17 protein-coding genes are annotated in these 18634 nt (G+C 43.9%); 4 read left to right on the forward strand and 13 right to left on the reverse strand.

The features are described from left to right. Positions 1–51: 51 nt before the first annotated feature. Positions 52–1512: an SLC13 family permease gene (locus G9Q97_RS18385; RefSeq protein ID WP_166149493.1), complete on the reverse strand. Its 1461-nt coding sequence runs from the start codon at positions 1510–1512 to the stop codon at positions 52–54. A gap of 240 nt (positions 1513–1752) precedes the next feature. Between G9Q97_RS18385 and G9Q97_RS18390 the strand changes: the two genes are divergently transcribed. After that, positions 1753–4974 carry a PVC-type heme-binding CxxCH protein gene (locus tag G9Q97_RS18390; RefSeq protein ID WP_166149635.1) on the forward strand — a complete coding sequence of 1074 codons (3222 nt, stop codon included), beginning with the start codon at positions 1753–1755 and terminating at the stop codon, positions 4972–4974. Positions 4975–5090: 116 nt separating this feature from the next. Here G9Q97_RS18390 and G9Q97_RS18395 read toward each other — a convergent pair whose 3' ends face one another. From G9Q97_RS18395 to G9Q97_RS18410, 4 genes are all read right to left on the reverse strand, one after another. Next, on the reverse strand, positions 5091–5750 hold the full coding sequence (locus G9Q97_RS18395; protein ID WP_166149495.1) for a LytR/AlgR family response regulator transcription factor: 660 nt from the start codon (positions 5748–5750) through the stop codon (positions 5091–5093). A gap of 1 nt (position 5751) precedes the next feature. Next, positions 5752–6894, reverse strand: coding sequence for a 6-bladed beta-propeller (locus G9Q97_RS18400; protein ID WP_166149497.1), 1143 nt, complete (start codon positions 6892–6894; stop codon positions 5752–5754). 110 nt (positions 6895–7004) lie between these two features. Next, a complete protein-coding gene (locus tag G9Q97_RS18405) occupies positions 7005–8420 on the reverse strand; it encodes a sensor histidine kinase (RefSeq protein ID WP_166149499.1) in 1416 nt (471 codons plus the stop codon). Between the two features lie 808 nt (positions 8421–9228). Next, a complete protein-coding gene (locus G9Q97_RS18410; RefSeq protein ID WP_166149501.1) occupies positions 9229–10554 on the reverse strand; it encodes a fibronectin type III domain-containing protein in 1326 nt (441 codons plus the stop codon). A gap of 502 nt (positions 10555–11056) precedes the next feature. Here G9Q97_RS18410 and G9Q97_RS18415 point away from each other — a divergent pair. The 3 genes from G9Q97_RS18415 to G9Q97_RS18425 are packed head-to-tail and all read left to right on the forward strand — an operon-like array spanning position 11057 to position 11939. Continuing rightward, positions 11057–11341, forward strand: a complete 285-nt coding sequence (locus G9Q97_RS18415; RefSeq protein WP_166149503.1) for a type II toxin-antitoxin system RelE/ParE family toxin — start codon at positions 11057–11059, stop codon at positions 11339–11341. A gap of 12 nt (positions 11342–11353) precedes the next feature. Next, complete coding sequence (locus G9Q97_RS18420; protein ID WP_166149505.1) at positions 11354–11653, forward strand: HigA family addiction module antitoxin; 300 nt, start codon at positions 11354–11356, stop codon at positions 11651–11653. Positions 11654–11690: 37 nt separating this feature from the next. Next, positions 11691–11939: a type II toxin-antitoxin system Phd/YefM family antitoxin gene (locus G9Q97_RS18425; protein ID WP_166149507.1), complete on the forward strand. Its 249-nt coding sequence runs from the start codon at positions 11691–11693 to the stop codon at positions 11937–11939. 195 nt (positions 11940–12134) lie between these two features. Here G9Q97_RS18425 and G9Q97_RS18435 read toward each other — a convergent pair whose 3' ends face one another. The 8 genes from G9Q97_RS18435 to G9Q97_RS18470 form a co-directional block, all read right to left on the reverse strand. Next, entirely contained in the window at positions 12135–12380 is a 246-nt protein-coding gene (locus tag G9Q97_RS18435; RefSeq protein WP_317168781.1) for a GIY-YIG nuclease family protein, read from the reverse strand. Positions 12381–12523: 143 nt separating this feature from the next. After that, entirely contained in the window at positions 12524–12991 is a 468-nt protein-coding gene (locus G9Q97_RS18440; RefSeq protein WP_166149509.1) for an RES family NAD+ phosphorylase, read from the reverse strand. Positions 12992–12993: 2 nt separating this feature from the next. Continuing rightward, complete coding sequence (locus G9Q97_RS18445; protein WP_166149511.1) at positions 12994–13539, reverse strand: antitoxin Xre/MbcA/ParS toxin-binding domain-containing protein; 546 nt, start codon at positions 13537–13539, stop codon at positions 12994–12996. A 182-nt stretch (positions 13540–13721) separates the two neighbouring features. Continuing rightward, positions 13722–14957 (reverse strand): alpha/beta hydrolase family protein, encoded by a 1236-nt coding sequence (locus G9Q97_RS18450; protein ID WP_166149513.1) that lies wholly within the window; start codon positions 14955–14957, stop codon positions 13722–13724. 86 nt (positions 14958–15043) lie between these two features. Next, on the reverse strand, positions 15044–15568 hold the full coding sequence (locus G9Q97_RS18455; protein WP_166149515.1) for a DUF6557 family protein: 525 nt from the start codon (positions 15566–15568) through the stop codon (positions 15044–15046). An 88-nt stretch (positions 15569–15656) separates the two neighbouring features. Next, positions 15657–16109 (reverse strand): endonuclease domain-containing protein, encoded by a 453-nt coding sequence (locus tag G9Q97_RS18460; RefSeq protein ID WP_166149517.1) that lies wholly within the window; start codon positions 16107–16109, stop codon positions 15657–15659. Between the two features lie 420 nt (positions 16110–16529). Beyond that, on the reverse strand, positions 16530–17402 hold the full coding sequence (locus tag G9Q97_RS18465) for a 3'(2'),5'-bisphosphate nucleotidase CysQ family protein (protein WP_166149519.1): 873 nt from the start codon (positions 17400–17402) through the stop codon (positions 16530–16532). Beyond that, positions 17403–18374 carry a phosphotransferase gene (locus G9Q97_RS18470; RefSeq protein WP_166149521.1) on the reverse strand — a complete coding sequence of 324 codons (972 nt, stop codon included), beginning with the start codon at positions 18372–18374 and terminating at the stop codon, positions 17403–17405. Positions 18375–18634 lie beyond the last annotated feature (260 nt).

An 18634-nucleotide genomic window follows, 5' to 3' on the forward strand; every position in this document is an offset into this window, starting at 1 on the left:
ATAAAATTTATATTTTTATTAAGGGCTTTCCGCTAATGCGGAGAGCCTTTTTTATTTCCAGCCGTCAGGAAAAGAAAGCAGGTTAAAATCCCAGGCCCAGGGAATATAAAATAAAGTTAAGATCAATATAAACAGGATCGATAAGAGGTTGAGGGCAAAACCTGTTTTCATCATTACAGGGATGGTCAAATAACCGGAACCAAATACCACCGCATTGGGAGGTGTGGCCACAGGTAACATAAAGGCGCAAGAGGCTGACATGGTGGCTGCCACCATCAATCCGTAAGGGTGAACTCCCATGGCCAATGCTACAGCTGACAATATGGGCAATAACATGGAGGCAGTTGCCACATTTGAGGTGATTTCTGTAAGAAAATTAACGGCAGCGATGATGAAAAACAAAAACAACCAAAAAGGTACATTTTGTAACAAAATGAATTGTTCGCCAATCCAGTTGGCCAATCCTGTTTCCTGAAAACCCTTTGCCAGAGCCAATCCACCACCAAACAATATCAAAATACCCCAGGGTATCTTTTCTGCTACTTTCCAATCCAGTAGTTGCTCCTTATTTTCATTTCCAGCAGGAATTACAAACAACAGCAAAACACCGGTCAGTGCGATAATAGTATCGTCAAGGGATGGAATCAAATCCTGTAATATAAAGCTACGGCTGATCCAGGAGAAACTGACAGCCAAAAACACCCACAAAACACGCTTTTCCTGCTTGCTTATTGGTCCAAGTAGCTCAAGTTGCCTGTTGATCTCCTCTTTTCCACCTGCTATCTTAAGGGTCTTAGGAAACACGAATGCCCAATTCACCAAATAATACCAGCAAATGAATAATAATCCCAGAGAAATTGGTAACCCCACAAGCATCCACTCCCCAAAACTGATCTCTATCCCATAAGTATTCTTTAACACGCCCACCAAAATGATATTGGTAGGGGTTCCGATAATGGTAGACAAGCCACCGATGGAAGCACTATAAGCTATTCCCAACATCAGTGATTGACCCAATGTAGTTTTGATGGTATCATTGGATTGGCTGACCTGTACCACTACTGCAATGGCGATGGGTAGCATCATGAGTGAGGTCGCTGTGTTGGATATCCACATCGACAGGAAAGCAGTGGCCACCATAAAGCCCAAAATAATTCTTTTAAGGTTTGTTCCGAGGTAGGAAATGATTTTCAGGGCAATCCTTTTGTGCAGGTTCCATTTTTCAATACATACGGCAATCATAAACCCTCCCATATACAATAAAACCATAGGGTCTGAGTAGGGTATTGCTGTGGGTTTGATATCCATCACTCCGGTAAAGGGAAACATTACCAAAGGAAGTAATGCCGTGGCCGCAATGGGTATTGCCTCCGTAACCCACCATATCCCGATCCAAAAAGTGATGGCTAATAAAGCAACTCCGGAAGCAGATAAACCTTCGGGCGTTGCCGTCAAATAAATTCCAAAAAAAACCAAAGGGCCTAAGAATAAGCCGATTTTTTGTGTTTGCATAATATATATTAATCCTTAAGAATAACCATAAAACATGGAAATCAAAAATATTTTAGCCATAATTGGGCGTAAACACCTTAACAAGAAAAATTAGTTTTTCTCTTTGGGTTTCCATTTATGGATGTTACAGGACAGTGCAGGATAGAATAAACCATTTTATATACTTTATTTAAGATTAATTGGAAAATTATAGTAATATTGAGCATTAAGATACAGCACATCACACCTAATAAAACACAAATGGTCCAACCCAATATAAACTTCATAAAACGAAACTTAACGCTATTTATCCTGTTATTCATTTCATTTTTTGCTTTTCAATGTGGCCCTGAAGGCCCGAAATTGGACTTGAATAAAGGAGACCACATTATCTTAATCGGAAACAATCTTGGATCCAGAATGATGAATTATGGTCATTTTGAAACAGAAATGCATGTTCGCTACCCGGATTCCTTATTGTATATCCGGAACATGAGTGATGCAGGCGATACACCAGGTTTCAGGCCTCATTCAGGCAGGGTGTCTCCCTGGGCTTTTCCCGGTGCGGAGGAGTTTCAGGATGAATTGGCTACCAAATCCGGTAGCGAGGGTCATTTTGAATCGCCTGATGAATGGATAAAAAATCACGAGGCAGACATCATCATTGCTTTTTTTGGCTACAATGAATCTTTTCAGGGAGAAGAAGGGCTGGAGAATTATAAAAATGAGCTGGAGGCTTTTATCAACCATACCCAAAATACCATTTATAATGGTGAGGCAGCTCCGCAACTGGCTCTGGTATCGCCCATTGCCTTTGAGAATTTAAGTGCAGACTATGATCTTCCAAATGGAGAAAAGGAAAACCAAAACCTTGAAATGTACACCCAGGCCATGAAAGAAGTGGCCGAGGCCAATCAGGTTTTGTTTGTCGATGCTTTCGAACCCTCACAATCCTGGTATGCGTCAACGGATGATTACCTGACCATAGATGGATTTCAGCTTACCGAGGAGGGGTATAAAAAGTTTTCCCAGTTTCTGACGGACAAGGTGTTTGGCGAGGATGATGCCATAGCGGAAGAAAGGAGAGCCGCCATCCATGCTGCCGTATTGGAAAAAAACTGGATGTGGCACAATGACTACAAAATCCCCAATGGGGTGCATGTATTTGGAAGGCGGTACAACCCCTTTGGTCCGGATAATTATCCTTACGAATTAAAAAAGATCCGTCAAATGACGGATAACAGGGACCAGGCCATCTGGAGTGTGAGTCAGGGGCAATCGTTTGACCTGGCAGCTGCTGACGAGAACACCATCGAGCTACCTCAGGTAGAAACGAATTACAACCCGGAGAAAAATGGTGATTTGGAATACCTTTACGGGGAAGAGGCCCTGGAAAAATTTGAAGTGGCCGAAGGCTATAAAGTGGAACTTTTCGCTTCCGAGTCGGAATTTCCCGACCTGGCCAACCCGGTGCAAATGACCTTTGATACCAAGGGGAGACTTTGGGTGGCTGTAATGCCCAGCTATCCGCATTACAAACCGGGAGACCCCAAACCCAACGATAAGATCCTTATCCTTGAAGATACCAATAACGATGGCAAAGCAGACAAGCAAATTGTATTTGCAGATAGCCTGCACCTGCCTATCGGGATGGAAATTGCAGAGGAAGGTGTTTATTTGTCGCAGGGTACAAACCTCATTATACTCCGGGACAAGGACGGAGACGATTATGCCGAAGAGCGTGAGATCCTGCTCAGCGGTTTTGACGACCACGATACGCACCACAATATTTCTGCCTTCGTTGCCGATCCATCCGGTGCCATCTACATGGGTGAAGGCGTATTTTTACATACCAACGTGGAAACCCCCTACGGACCGGTACGAGCGACCAACGGTGGTTTTTATCGATACAATCCCGCAAGGAAGCACCTGGAAAGAACTGCTCAATTGCCTATTCCCAATCCATGGGGAATTGCCTTTGACGATTGGGGGCAAAATTTCTTTGCAGAGACCTCCGGACCTGACGTACGTTGGATGATGCCAGGATCCATCAAACCCAGATATGGCGAAGGTACCCACAAAGGACCCAATCTGATCGAAGATGCCCATCGTGTTCGACCCACTTCAGGCCTTGAATTTGTGTCCAGCAGGCATTTTCCGGAGGAAGTTCAGGGAGACCTGCTGATCAACAATACAATTGGGTTTCTGGGGATGAAGATGCATAAAATGATGGAAGACGGGACGGGATATGACAGCGAACACCGGGTAGACCTGATCCGCAGCGATGACAGGAACTTCCGTCCGGTAGATATGGAATTCGCTCCGGATGGTTCCCTGTATTTTGTAGATTGGCACAATATCCTGGTAGGCCACATGCAACACAATGCGCGTGATCCATTGAGAGATCATGTGCATGGTAGGATTTACAGGATTACTTACCCCTCGAGGCCTTTGGTCAGCCCTCCAAAAATTGATGGGGCAAGCGTTGAAACCTTACTGGACAATTTGAAACTACCCGAATTCCGGGCCAGGTACCGCACCCGTGCCGAATTGCGTGGTAGGGATAAAGGAGAGGTGCTGGACAAAATGCAGCAGTGGGTCGCTAACCTGGATGCCAATGATCCCCGCTACGAACACCACCTGCTGGAAGCACTTTGGGTGAGTTGGGGTTTGAATCAGGTAGATCAGGATTTGATGAAAACCCTGTTTGCTTCTGATGACCACAGGGTAAGAGCAGCAGTAGCCAGAATTCTTCGTTATACCGGACATCAGGTACCTGATCAGGTAGAAATGCTGAAAAAAGCAGCTGCAGACCCCCACGGAAGGGTTCGGCTGGAAGCCATTGTGGCAGCTTCCTGGCTGGATAAAGAAGATGGCCTGGCCATATTGGAAGTAGCCGATGAGCATCCGAAAGATATGTGGATGCAAAAACCCTTTGAAACCGCATTGGCACACCTCAACGGCATGTCTGTGACCAATATGGTGGTTAATGCAGATGGCAGTATCGTCTTTCAGGAAGCTCCACAAGAAGAAAAACCATCCAACAGCCGCTTAAAAGGAGAGGAATTGACGCTTTTTCAAATGGGAAAAGCCATCTACAGCAGAGAAGGTTTTTGTATTACCTGCCATCAGCCAGATGGTAAGGGGCTGAGTGCTTCCGGTTTTCCACCGCTGGCCGGCACCAAATGGGTAAATGGCAGCGAAGAGCGCCTGGTGAAAATCATTCTCAATGGCTTGATGGGCCCCATTGAAGTGCTAGGAAAAGATTATCCCGGCCAGGTTCCCATGACTCCTTATGCTGGTATGCTGAATGACAAGGAAGTGGCCGCTGTGGCAACCTATGTGAGGAACAGCTTTGGCAACGAATCTTCCCCTATCAAACCCGAAAAAGTGGCTGAGGTACGGGAAGCTACCAAAGCAAAACAAGGATTTTATTCGCCGGCGGAATTGCTCCAGGAGCATCCCATGGAGGCGGGAGAATAGTAAAAAGTATATAAGCAGCCAGCTCATTATTGGGGCTGGCTGTTTTTTTTGATTTAACCGGAAGGTTGCAAAATCAAACTTTTCCAAAGTTTAGAACTTTGGAAAAGTTAAACCCATTACAAAAAACCGGAATAAGACTGACTAATGGGGATTCTGTGTTCTCTGATCTGCACCTGGTGTTTTTCAATCTTTTCAATTCGGTTTTTATTGACCAAAAAAGAACGGTGAGTCCGGATAAAAAAGGAGGGAAGCAGCTTTTCCAGTTCCTTGAAAGTCATTCGGGTAATGACCTTTTCCCCTTCCAGATACAAGGTGACGTAGTTACCCGTGGCTTCACAAAACAACAGGTCTGAAAAATTCACCTTAATTTGGCCCTCTGAGGTTTTAATAAATACGTGGCCGTTTGTTTCCGCCGGCTGCAACTCTTTCCAGTCCCGTGCTTTTTGACAGGCTTGTAGGAAACGGCTCAGCGAAAAAGGCTTGAGCAGGTAGTCCAGCGCATTGAGTTCAAATCCCTTGACAGCATACGCTGAATAGGCCGTGGTAAAAACCACCATTGTCTCGGTTTGTAACATGCCCGCCAGGTCTATTCCGGAAATATCCGGCATGTTGATATCTAGAAATATCAGGTCAACGGGTTGGGTTTTGTGGTAGTCAAAGCCCCTGATGGCATCGGAAAAAACAGCCTCCAATTCCAGAAAGGGCACCTTCGCCGCATGTGATTTGATGACTTCAAGTGCCATGTGTTCATCATCTATTGCTATTGCTGTGAGCATATCAATTAGGTTTCAATTTGTGCAGTAACAACACGGAACCGTCATTTTCAAAATGATTGATTACTTCTTCCGGATAGTTTTCTGGCTGAGCATCTGACACGAATGAAATGGGTTCGATCAATGTGACCACTTCGCCAGTGGGAGTAATCGCTGTGGGAAGCATCAAAGAAGGAAAATGAACGTCGGAAAAGTCAATTTTATTAACATGTAATTTATCGGTCTTTAAATTAATGGCAAATGTCCAGAAATCATTTTTCGTACTAACAATTACGCCCAAAATCAAATTATTGGTAATCTTAACAGGTAATTGAAGGTACTGGTGATTTAGCCCTTTTTCTTTCAATTCATCAGCAAGTGTAATATCATTGACAACGTGCTCAGGCAATTTACTGTCTCCAAAGTCTATTAAAATTTGTTTTTCTAGGTTTCCTGCACTCGAAAAAAGGCGCACGGTATCATCAGGAGGACGATTATAAACAATGCCAGAAGTTTGAGACAACAAACCTGCATGGTAATATACATTGGTATTCCCTCCGATAGCTGTGTAGCCAAAATACAAACTATCTAGCTTGAAAGAAGTATCAAAACTCCCAACTTTGGGATAATTCGCAATGGCATCATTTTGATTGTCATTGTTAATAGCAAATAGCCAGCCGGTCTCTGTTTCTATAAAACCTCCTGCATTAACAGGAATGGAAATATTTTCGACCCAGTTTCCTTCTGGAGAATAGACAATGATTCTATTTTCAAGTGCATCTAAAACCAAAACTTCACCGTTTTTCCTGACCTGGAAATCTTCAATGCCATTTATTTGATTGGGACCTTGACCGAAATCACCAATTTTACGTATAAACTGTCCTTGCTCATCAAAGACCAATACCCCTGAGTTATTGATATGGTCAAAAAGGTAAAACTGATCATTCATCGCCAATAACTTATCCACCCGCTTAAACAAAGCCTCCTCTTCCATGCTCAATAGAACGTACCGTTGTTTCTCAACGAAATCCTTGGTGTCCAAAGGTAACGCTTCATCGAATGAATAGATCGTTACATGGGATATGTCGGATTTGTTTTTCGGTCCTTGACAAGAAGTTCCTCCAATAAATAGGCAGATCAGATAGAGTAATTGGCGTTGATTCATCATTTTTGTTTTTTAACTGTCAGATGCCCGCCCGGATGAAGCCAGTCGGACGGGAAATTTCGCAATTGATAATCATCCCACGGTGTGACTTTCTCGTCATGGTCGATTTCAGGTTAGTCTATTTGGACCGAAAAATGGACAAAATGCTCCGTATCGTTGGAAACAATCGTTAAGTCATGCCGGTCGGAATACAGTACCTGCAATCGCTTGCGCACATTGTCCAAACCGATACCGGATTCATCGGTAGGGTCTTTCAGGGCCTTCGGCGGATGCAGGGAATTGACCACATCCAGGTGTACCGAACCGGCAAGGCAACGCAGGTTAATTCGGATCCATGATTTATTTTTTGTGCTGATGCCGTGTTTAAAAGCATTTTCTACGAAAGGGATAAGCAGCATGGGCGCAATGGTTCCTTCACAGTGTTCTTCGTTCAATTTAATGCTAATTTCTAAATTATCCTCCTTTTTAAAGCGCAGCATCTGCAGATCCAGGTAATTGCGCAGGTATTCGATTTCCCGGCGTAGGGGGATTTTGTCCAGTTGGTTTTCGTGCAGCATAAAGCGCATCATGTCCCCCAGTTTTTGGATCCCATCCGAGGTCTTTTCGGCATTTTCCATCAATGCAGCACCATACAGCGTATTTAAGGCATTGAACAGAAAATGAGGGTTGATTTGGGATTTGAGAAATCGGAGGTCGGCCGATCCCCGGTCCACCTGATGGCTGAGGTTTTCAATCTTGTCTTTCATTCCAAAGTACTTTTCGAAAGCAAGGTCGGAAAGGGGGAGGGCCACCAACTGGATGACCAAACCCGTACCCAAACCAAGGAAAACCAAAACCGCTTCCTGGTCCATGAGCCCGGCAAATAGCAGAAAGCCGGGAAAAATAAGAATTAAAAGGATATTGAACCATAGGGCAGCCCGCTTTTTCCCTCGCAAACGCTTCCTGTAAATCAAAAAATAATTATACAGAATTACCAGAATGGAGGCGGGCAGAAATAGGGCCAGGGCTACAGAAATATCTTGTGAAACCAAAAAATCAAATTGAAATAGTAGCAGGATCACAAAGAAAAAGATGCTACACAGCCTCAACAAGTTATAGGTGAGGTAATCATTCATTTTTGGAGGTAGAAAAACCTGCTTTATCATCAGCACCCAAACCAGGTAACTCAGGTAAAGGGCCATGATGGTAAAATAGAATGGGGTAAATGGGGGCTGGATAATGCCGGTGCCGGCAGCCACCAATGTGACAAGCACATAGGAGACCAGAAAAATCAACAAGCTATATCCGATAAACGGACCTTTACGAGAATCTTGCCGGTACCTGGGAATCAGCACCCGGTGCATCAGGTAAAAGACGACAAATAAGATTATAGGAATAATCACCTTGGCAAAATTCCCGGCAGCAGGACCATAGTTATATGGCTGGTGTATATTGCCTGTACTGAGAATATTGACCAGAACAGTGATCAAAAAAACAAAAGTGACTGTCCACCATTCGATTTCCTGAAACGCTAACGGTTTGTTTTTCATTTTATATGCTAATTAAAAATTAAAATTTATTCCGAATACCCTGTACTCAGTTTGAATTGGGATTTTTTGATTTGTAGCTTCACATGCCCCACAAGTCAAATAGATATTGTATAACAAACCGGCGAGGATAAGCGCAATATAGGTTCTCTTTGTAGCTTTAGTCATGGTGATTATCAGGGTAAAATACCTCGGGATTTGGTCATTTCTTTTTGTCCAGTATCCGGAAGCATTAATCATGACACAAGAATAAACTGCGATGAAACTTTAATCAAATTAATGTGACGAAATGGTGGAAAGTTGGGATGGAAATTAAGGGGTTAACTATTTAGGGTAGGTAATCGATCTAACTCATTTAAAACTTATTGATTTTCTTTAGTTGGTTTTAAGCGTTAAATTTGATTTTTTTCAAGTTTAAAAGTAGCATAATTTTTTAAAATCGAGGACCTGACAAATAATAACGCTGGGTATAGATCTAATGCAAGGTACAAGTAAATATAGGGATAATGCTTTTTTATATTAGCCCTATTTTCAGTGTTTAAAGTTATGTTCTCTTTCTTTTTGTTCCCGATTCGCTTCGCTATTCGGGAAAGGCTTTGAAACAAAAAGAAACAAACCCGCCTCCCGGAGGGCAGGAAATTCAAGACAAAAAAATCCATCTCCCCGCAAACCCACCACTGGCTCCTGAGAAAAGGTGGTAGCATATTACCAGGCCTGAAGGGCCTGAACAATAAAAACCCTGGGTGTCAACCCAGGGCTGGCAAAGTCCTAAAAAATTTCCAACCCCGGGAGGGGTTGAACAGCGACCAATTTAGGGACTGACCTTTAAGGTTTCCGGATATTCGTCGATAATTTTACCATTTTCATTGATCATCAGGAAGTGCTGGTGGGGGCCCTGCAGGGTGACGATGATGGCGGAATTTTCTTCCGCGGATTTTGTCAGGTACCAGACTTCTTCCGGGGTTTTGGGCTTCTTTTTCTCCACTCCCCAGGAACCATCACCCAGGTACACAATTCCATTGGGGTGGATGGCATTGTTTTTTACCGGGTAGCTTCGCTTATAGGTATGGTCGTCGTTTTCCAGGGCTACCCGAACATCATACTCCTCGAAGAGTGGAATCCAGTTATCAAGTACTTCCTCTGACCAGAATTGAAGTCGCTTTCCTCCAGGCTCCACCCGACCTGAGGGATATGCCGGTTTATGGTAAACGGGAATCAGGTGAGGCCGGCCTTGCCTGCTTTGCAGGGTTTTTTCCAGCCAGTCCGTTTGGGTACCGCTGATCAGGTTACTATGGGAACTGTCCAGGATGATCAGGCTCAGGTAATCCCCGATATCCAGTACTCCGTAGCCCGGCTGGCCGGGAAAAGCGAACAGGGGATAGAAAAAGGGTCCTTTGGCCAGGCGCATGGCATCGGTGGGTTCCTCCATTTCGCCTTCTTTCACCTTTGCGATAAAGGCCGGCATGCCCATCTCCGCATTGATCACACTTTCCGATGCCGGGTAATGGTGATTGATGACATCGTGGTTGCCCAGGCCTACAATGACCGGAACGACACGTCCTTCTTCGGAGATAAGCGTTTCCCGGATCCCATCAAACCACTGATACCATAGGTCCACGTTCTCCTTGTTTCCATTGGCATAGGCCAGGTCACCGCCCCAGACAATAAAATCCGGATCGTACGGCATCACGGCCCGGTTCATTTGCCGAAATAGCTCCCCGTGGGAGGTATCCCCACCGGCAGCAAAGCGGAGGGGGCGGTGGTTTTTGGCCGGTAGGGTGCGAAAGGAGAAGACCCGCTGAAATTCCCCTACACGAAATTCATAGTTTGAATCAGGTCTCAGGTCGGTCAGTTCGATGCGGTGAATGCGACGATCTGAATGGGGGAAAGAAAAGGATGTGGAAGAAGCTGTCTGCCACTCGGCTGTGCCTTTCGAGCGATAGGAAAGCGTTTTCAGGGCGTCATCTTCCGGAAGGGTATGCCAGTCAATGCTAATGGTGCTGGTAGGGTCTTGCTGCCAGGTAAGCAGGATGCCGGCAGGTTCGGTCTGAGCCAGCGTAGCTGCACAGAGGCAAATGAACAACAGTTGACAGGTGAAAAAGCGTAACCAAAGGCTGGGGGTAAAACGGTACTGCATGGATTTGTTGGTTTTTGGTAAATATACCGGAAATGGGAAAAAGTGCCTATTTGGAGTGGATTAAAAAGGGCTATCCTTGCTAATTTCGAATGATTATAGCAGATATTTCTTCGTTTTTATCCATTTAGTACTGGAAATCGGTTGCTACTTAATCAACGTGCCTGTTAGTTAAAAACCGCAATAGGATGGGGGAGATGACACAGCTGGTGCAGACTTTTTATTACAAATACTACGACATAAGTAGGTATTCGTTCGAAAGCAATTTTTGAGAGGGGTTCCTTTACCGGAAAGAAAATAATAAATAAGGGCTAGACAAGGAAAGGACGCAAAATGGACTACGACCACTACAGACGGTGCGAGGGGGTTATGAACCAAACATGAGTTTGTTATACCATTTGAACCGATAAATCCCGGCCCATTTCCACATTTTCGGAAAGTCTTTTTTCTCAATAAAAGATTTTATTCAAATTTGTAAAGTCTATATTTACATTATACAAAATAAATGATCAAGACATTTAAACATAAGGGTATAAAGCTGTTTTGGGAAACAGGCAACAGTAAGTCTTTGCCCGCCATTCAGGTTAATAAGATCCGTAGGGTACTGGATATTATAGATAATTTAAGTGATGTACCTCAGGACCTGTCGCCATTCAGAGGATTGAGACCACACCCGTTAAAAGGAGATCTTCAAGGATATTGGAGTCTGGACATTACCGGGAACTATCGGATACTGTTCAGATTTGAGGATGGTAAGGCTTATGATCTAACCTATATTGATACACACTAAATTAAATTGCATATGAAACGTGGAATAGAACACAATACACACCCTGGGGAGGTTTTAAAGGAAGAAGTGATTCGTGCCAATCGACTGACGATTGGAAAGGCGGCTGAGCTGCTTGGGGTTACGCGACCTACATTATCAAACATTGTAAATGAAAAGGCATCAATCACTCCAAATATGTCCCTTAGGCTAGCCAAAGTCTTTGGAGGAAATGCAGACTTTTGGTTAAGGATGCAGCTTTCACATGATCTGAGGAAAGCTGAAAAGCAGTTTAATGAGAATCCCCCGAAAATAAAACAATTCGAATTTCAATAGACTCATTGATTAAATTCCATCAATAAAATTTTGTCTGATGAAAACCATAACAATGACCGAATTGCGTAAGTCCATGAAAAGGCATCTTGACTACGTATCCAAGGATTCAGGGACGATTATCGTTCCCAGAAAAAGTGGTCAGCATGCAGTGGTAATGATATCGGAGGAGGAGTACAACTCGATTAACGAAACGCTTCACCTGATGTCAACCAAGGCGAATAGGGAACGTCTGGAAGAATCAATCCAACAGCATAAAGGCGAGAAAGCAGTTCCTTTTAAACCTTGATGAACAAGGTAATTATAGAAGATATTGGTCCAGGCGTATCAATAAAGAACACCTATTGGTTTATGTGGTGTCAGGAACAAAAGGGAGGGACCAGAAATGAACGATTATTCAGTGCAGGTTTCATTATTAATTGATGGGGCGGAATTATCAGTATTTAACATAATATAAATTATATAACACCCGATGGAATAAGAGTTAAACAACATTGCTCTCAAACCAGGTTTTGAGGCGTTTGTGAAAAAAAAGACGGCCATAGTGTGTCTTCAAATATTTTTCCCGCTTTATCGCATCCCAATTTTCGATACAAGCTTCGTAGTAGATTAATTGAAGTGGCCGTCTTGATTTCGTTGATTGAACGAGTCCGTCATTATGTTGTTCAATTCTTAATTTCAAATCCTGAGTGAATCCGATTTTGGTGGCATATATGTTAAAGCAAATCACGGCAATTTTATTGATAAATTCATGAATTGTACGTTGAGCTCTATCGGATAATTATCATAAAATCAATTCATTTGTAAAAAAAATCTCAGGGTATCGTTTAAATATTCTACTATTATATTAGTGATTGATCCAAATTCCATCCACTAGTTTCCCAATTTATAATCAAACTTTCTAACATCCACCACCTTGAGCAAATCCTGGATACCCGGGAATCTGGGATTGACCAATAGGTTATGTTCTTCCGGGTAAAAAGATAGGTGCAACCGGGCTGATGGAACCTTTAAAAATGGAAAACTATTTTCTATCAGCCACAGTTTGCCAAAATCTTGTGTTGCTTTGTTATGGGGCAACATGTCCCAGTTCTGTGGAAGGCTTTGCTTTTCAAGCGTACCAATCAGTTCACTATCAAGAATTTCATAAATAACCACATACCATGTTTCAAGCGCAGACGAAGTACCTTTTATACAAAGGTATTCTAAAGCCGCCAAAGCCGCCGAACTACCGGTGTAAATCATAGGATAAGCCTTGGGATTCCACCTCCCCCCTGATAATGAACTACTAAAAGGCTCCCGGTGGTATTTTTCTGACATCATGCGGTAATAAGTCAACATGCCTACATGACATTTCCGAAGTGAAGGGCATCTATGGCCTCATGCGCCAGGTCTATACCCGTCATGGATACCATTAGGTCCGCAGGTTTGACCTGACCCAAAGCCATATTTGGCGTATTCAGCCAGGATTTTAAGCTGGATTCCCGACCAAAAATCTCCATCCCCTTTTTGATCACTTCGTCCATTTTAAAAAACTGGTAGGAACCCGGTATACCGATTTTACTGTCAGCAGACCACCTGGAAACAGTGCTTTGAGAAACAGTTGCAGCTTTGGCCAAATCAACCATTTTAAGATCCAAAAAATCAATTATCGGGGTAATCTCAGCATAAGTCAGTTTATCTTCCAGCTTTCTAGCCACCTCAGCCAAACTCTTTGCACATTTAAAACCATTTAAAAAATAACCATAACCGTTCTTGACCTCATAACTGACTTGCTGGTCTCCCTTTTTGACCAAAAAAGTATCAGAAATGCCATAAGGCTTTTCATAATCACTGATATGGGAATGATCTTCAGAATTAAGGTCTTTATATTTCTTGTTTTTTTTCATTTGACTTTCTAATATAAGTCATTTGAAAGAATAAAACAAATTATTTATTTTTTTTTACAAGCATCAACACGCTTTTCAACTTGAATTCAATACCATGGAATTACCAAATGGATTGGAATGGGCAGAAAAACAAGTAATTTCTCCTGAAAAATGAAATTGTAAAATCTGTTGTTTGTTTAAAATCAATTACCTAACACTTCCCCACTCCTTCTATTCCCCCATCTATCCATCCAATAGATATACCAAAGCCTGGCATCTGAGGGAATTGTGACTTTACCTTTGGCTATATCAAGTGGTTTCAATTTCCACTCCCTTTCCGGATTACGGTTGTCATCAGCAGTGTATGCCAGGTAAACTTCTTTCGGCGCAGGAGTAATCGAATACCTGGCCTGACTCCCCTTTTGGCTTAATTTAATTGAACTAATAAATTCGGCTTTATTTTCGAGATGGGTACTGATATAGCGGTAAATCTCCCCGGGTTCTGCTCCGTGCAAATGGCTATGTTTCAGTTCCGGTATCATGGAATACTGGGCATTCCCGGCCAGATTAGCCGTTTTCTGCCAGTTTTCAACGAAATAGGCAAAATCATTGGTGCCGTTGATAAACAGCATGGGAACCCTTGCATGGCCCACATAACTGGAAGGATCCCAAAGTTCAACCCAATTTTTTGTTCCCTCAATTCCAAGTGAATCAAAATGGCTGTCCCAGGCACTTCCTTCATGGAGAAAGCCCGCTCCATATACCGGCACGGCGGCGCTGAATCGATGATCCACTCCGGCTACCAGGTTGGTCAGATAACCGCCCCAACTGATACCCGTTATGGCTGTCTTATCCGGATCCACCTCCGGAAAGCTGCGGATCAGGGAGTGCGCCCGGATTATATTCGATACCGAATGAAATTGCCATTGGGCGGTAAATTCTTCATCCAATCGAAAAAACTTGTGCTCGTCGTCCTGCAAGGGGCCTCCAGCAGCTAGCCGGGTGCTTTTTGAGCCCCAGGGCTTGTCCTGCTGGTCTTCGGGCAAAGGCTGGTTTCCACTCAGGTCCATGGCAATGGCGGCGTATCCTCTTTCGGCCCATTCCTGCGCCCAAATTCGAAAGGCTGTTCCTCCCCCACCATGAACCAACACGATGCCGGGAAACTCCCCAGTTCTTGGATTTTTTTCACCCAATGTAGCCGGACTGGCGTAGTAAGCAAAAACTTCCGTTACTTTACCTTCATATTCTTCACCGGTATAGACCAGCGACCAGACAGCGTCTTCCTGGTTTACCCAATGAAAGTCGGGAGCGGCTGATAAAGTCTCCAAATCCCAGGGAATTTTTCCTTGTAGATCCGGCGGGAGAGAAAGCCCCGTTTGGGCAAGCACCAGTCCTCGCAAAAGAAAGAGGGCTAAGCCGAATAAAATCGTTTTTTTCATATTTCGAATCTATATTTCAATTCTTAATTTTTCGGTATTGGTTGAAAAAGAGATTTGAGTAACTTCTTTAATTGAGTGAGGCGAATTCACTCATCTTCCCCCTCGCCTAACCCACTCAAAAAGTCATCCATTGATTTGGTGTTTCTTCTTTTCTCCTCAGGGGTCATATTCTTAAATTCCTCCATAGTCTTGTTCAGGTCTTCAAGTTGCTCTGCTATTTCCTCCTGGTCAAAAGAGAAAAATGTCATTTCATACAGGCAGTAGGCAATGATTTCCAATTCCGTAAACTCCTTAAATGCACGCTCATCCACCTTCATGCCAAGCCAAATGTCCCAGGGAGTAAATTCACGGGCCAAGCCATCGTTTCCAGATAACGGATCCACTCTTCCATCAGCGTGGTACCCATCTACATCCACATAATTTTCATCTTCTTCCCTGATTTCAGTCAGCCGGATGACAATATCGCTGGAAGGATCAGGTTTCATTTCCAATAGCTGGTTGAACACCTCTCTATATGCATCGATCTGCTCTTCTTGATCTGGATAAAGCCGATTTAGTTCTGTTTCAATGCTTAGCCAGCGTTGCCTTCGGATCAATTCGTGGAATGTCATGGTTGGGTTATTATAAGGTTGTGTCTTCTTGTTTTATATTATTCTGACTCCCCTCCATTTTTCCACCTACTCTAACCCCCCTACTGTTTTAGGAGGGGGGTTGGGGGGTGGTTGACGGGGCTCGGGAGGTAGAAACACTACCGTCTGGCGGTTCATCATCCTTTTGACCAACGGGCGATTTTATCGTTCCCAAATACTCCCCTATCACCCTTAACACCCCTAAGATATCTTCCCTCACCTCCCTATTCTCAAAGCGCAACACCCGGATACCACATAATGTAAGGGCGGAATCCCTTTCCAAATCTGATTGATGTCCTTCTTGCGTATAATGTGGTGACCCGTCCAGCTCCACGGCAAGTTTCTCCTCCGGACAGTAAAAATCCAAGATAAAATCCCCGTAGCTGTGCTGCCTCCTAAACTTCTTACCCTTTAGACGCCTTCCTTTTAATTGTAGCCAAAGTAGCTGTTCCTCTTTCGTGGAATTGTTACGCAGGTCTTTTCGGGTTTCTTTTAGTGATTTTTTATTGTTGAGTCGTGCCATGGCTGAAAAAAGAATTGAATTTTCTTTATTAAATTTTATTAATCCTCCCCTCCTTGTTTCCACCACCCCCTTATTCCCCCTCCTAAAACAGGAGGGGGCGAGAGAGAGGCTATTTTATCCTGAGAAGTGCGAAAATCACCTATTCCCAAGATACTAATATTCCGATTTATTTTCTATATTCCCATTTTGCCATTTTGGACGGTTCTTTTATAATCTCTTTTCACCTCACCTACCACCGTGGCTTAAAGAATACCACTATTTTAAAACAACTAACTCCCCCTCCTGTTTTAGGAGGGGGCTCGGGGGGTGGTTAATTGGGCTCGGGAGGTAGAAACACTTTGTCCTTGTTACCAGTCTTAGACGATTACTCATAGTTTATTTGTTACCAAATGCCTCCAAAAAGGCATACGGAAATTCAAGTTAAAATTCTAACCGCAAAACCATCTCACTAATACTTTCCCTTGTCGCATACACCACCCCTTGCCGGTGCATAAAGGTGGTTTCCGGCGCATTGAGGTGTAGTTTTTCACCCTTGCTATTAGATACCGGTAAGTCCAGTTCTTCAAAAATCAGGCGGGTGGCGGCAAAATCCCAGATACTACCCCCTCCCTTTTGCCGCCGGGGGAATTTAATGTAGCAGGCATGCTTGTTTGACAACACACCCAAGGCGTTCCGGACTGCGCCAAAACCAAGGTGGTAGACCACGTCACCATAATTTTGGGCTTCGGCCCATTGCTTTATTCGGTCTTTTAAGGCGTTAAAATAGTCGGCCGACTCCATGCTGCTATCCATATAGATATGGAAAATGTGATCATCACTGGAATTTCCTAATTGAAAAGGCTGATCGTTCAGTACTACACCTTCTCCTTTAATGGCGCTGTAACAAAGGTCCTCATCCGGTATATAAACGACGCCGATCACCGAATCTCCGGATTGAGAAATAAGCGCAATGGAAACGGCATATCCCGCACGCTGCTCTGTAAAGGGCAAGGTACCGTCTAATGGGTCAATGCACCAGAAATAGTCCTTGTATAAGCGGGATTGGTCATCGGCTGCTTCTTCCGTCAGTAAGCCCAGATCGTATTGGGCAATCCCTGGCCTCAAATGCTTTAAAATAATTTCCTGTGCCTTAAAATCGACTTCGGTTACTACTTGGGATGCCAATGAATAGCCCCCCTCCTTTTCATGTTGTTGATAGGGTTGATCCACTTGCGATTGAATCAGTTGCCCGGCTTCAATACTTGCTTTAATGGCGCTTTGGCAGAGTGTGGAAAGGGTACTTTTATTCAGCATTTAAACGTAATTTAGTTCTTCCAATACGGACTGTGTAAGTCGCTCGCTATAGTCGTGCATCTTCCAGTGACCGGTGCTCCAGCCATCCAGGAAGCGGTACAAATCGGCCCAGGCGAATTTGTAAAGCTCCATCCATTCTTCTTTAATCAATTGAAAATCATCATGTTTATCAATCGCCAGTTCAAGTGCATTAAAATAGTGATCTAGCAGTTCCCCGGCATACGCTTCGCAGGCTTCTTCGGAAAAGCAACTACTGATAAAGTAGGCGACATCCTTGATGCCACAGCCTTTTCCGACATATTGAAAATCCACTGCTGCCACCTGATCTTCCAGGCCGAAACAGAAATTGGCCAGCTTGGCATCGCCATGCACCAGGGTCTGAAAGGTAGCCTCATTGAGCCGCTGATCGATAGCCGAAGCTGCCTGCTGCAGCGGAATATGATTCATTTTCGCCAACTCATCAGGCCGCGTTGCTAAATGCCAATACGTTCCCATTTCCCAGAGGCCTATGGGCGGTACCTGCATAAATTTCGCATGGAAACGGGCCAGCCAGGTCAGGCAGTTTTTGGCAGCTGCCAGTGATACGGTCTCAGGTACCAATCGGACAGGAAAACCTAAGGCATTGAGGTCTTCCATAATCAGCAAGCGCATGCTTCCTTTCGTTTCTTCATGCAACAACTGAGGCACTTTACAATCCGGGCCTGTTAACCGGGCATAATGCTTGTACCAGTAGCTTTCCACGGCGTAGGATTTGATTTTGCGTTGGTGGGACAAATCGGTATTCCAGCCTCGCGGGTGTTTGCCGGACTCAGGTAGTACTATATGCTTGACAATTACCGACGGATACTCCCCTCCTTCTAAAGTATAGCGTTTAATAGAGCCATACCCACTCCATAGGGTTTGTACCTGTTCGGTGCTTTTAATGGCTTTTGCCCGGGAATATTGAAGAATTTGGGAGGCTATTGTGGGCATGGTTTGTATAGGGTTTTATAGTTATTGAGATGTTGTGTGGTTTGGAAAATAAACTACTGGCTTTTTACTTGCTAGCTGAGGTAAACTGATATCCAAATTACCGAAATTTTCTTCTTATTGACGAATGCTGCATTGAATTTGACAAAATGAAAAATCAGAATCCCCCTTACTAAGGGGGATTCTGAATTTTCAGCATTGGCAGGGACCTTCCGACTTTTGCATGTGGTCAACCCGTTTCAATGACACCAGATCAGCTTCAA

Source organism: Cyclobacterium plantarum, assembly GCF_011290685.1.
GTDB classification, from domain to species: Bacteria; Bacteroidota; Bacteroidia; order Cytophagales; family Cyclobacteriaceae; genus Cyclobacterium; species Cyclobacterium plantarum.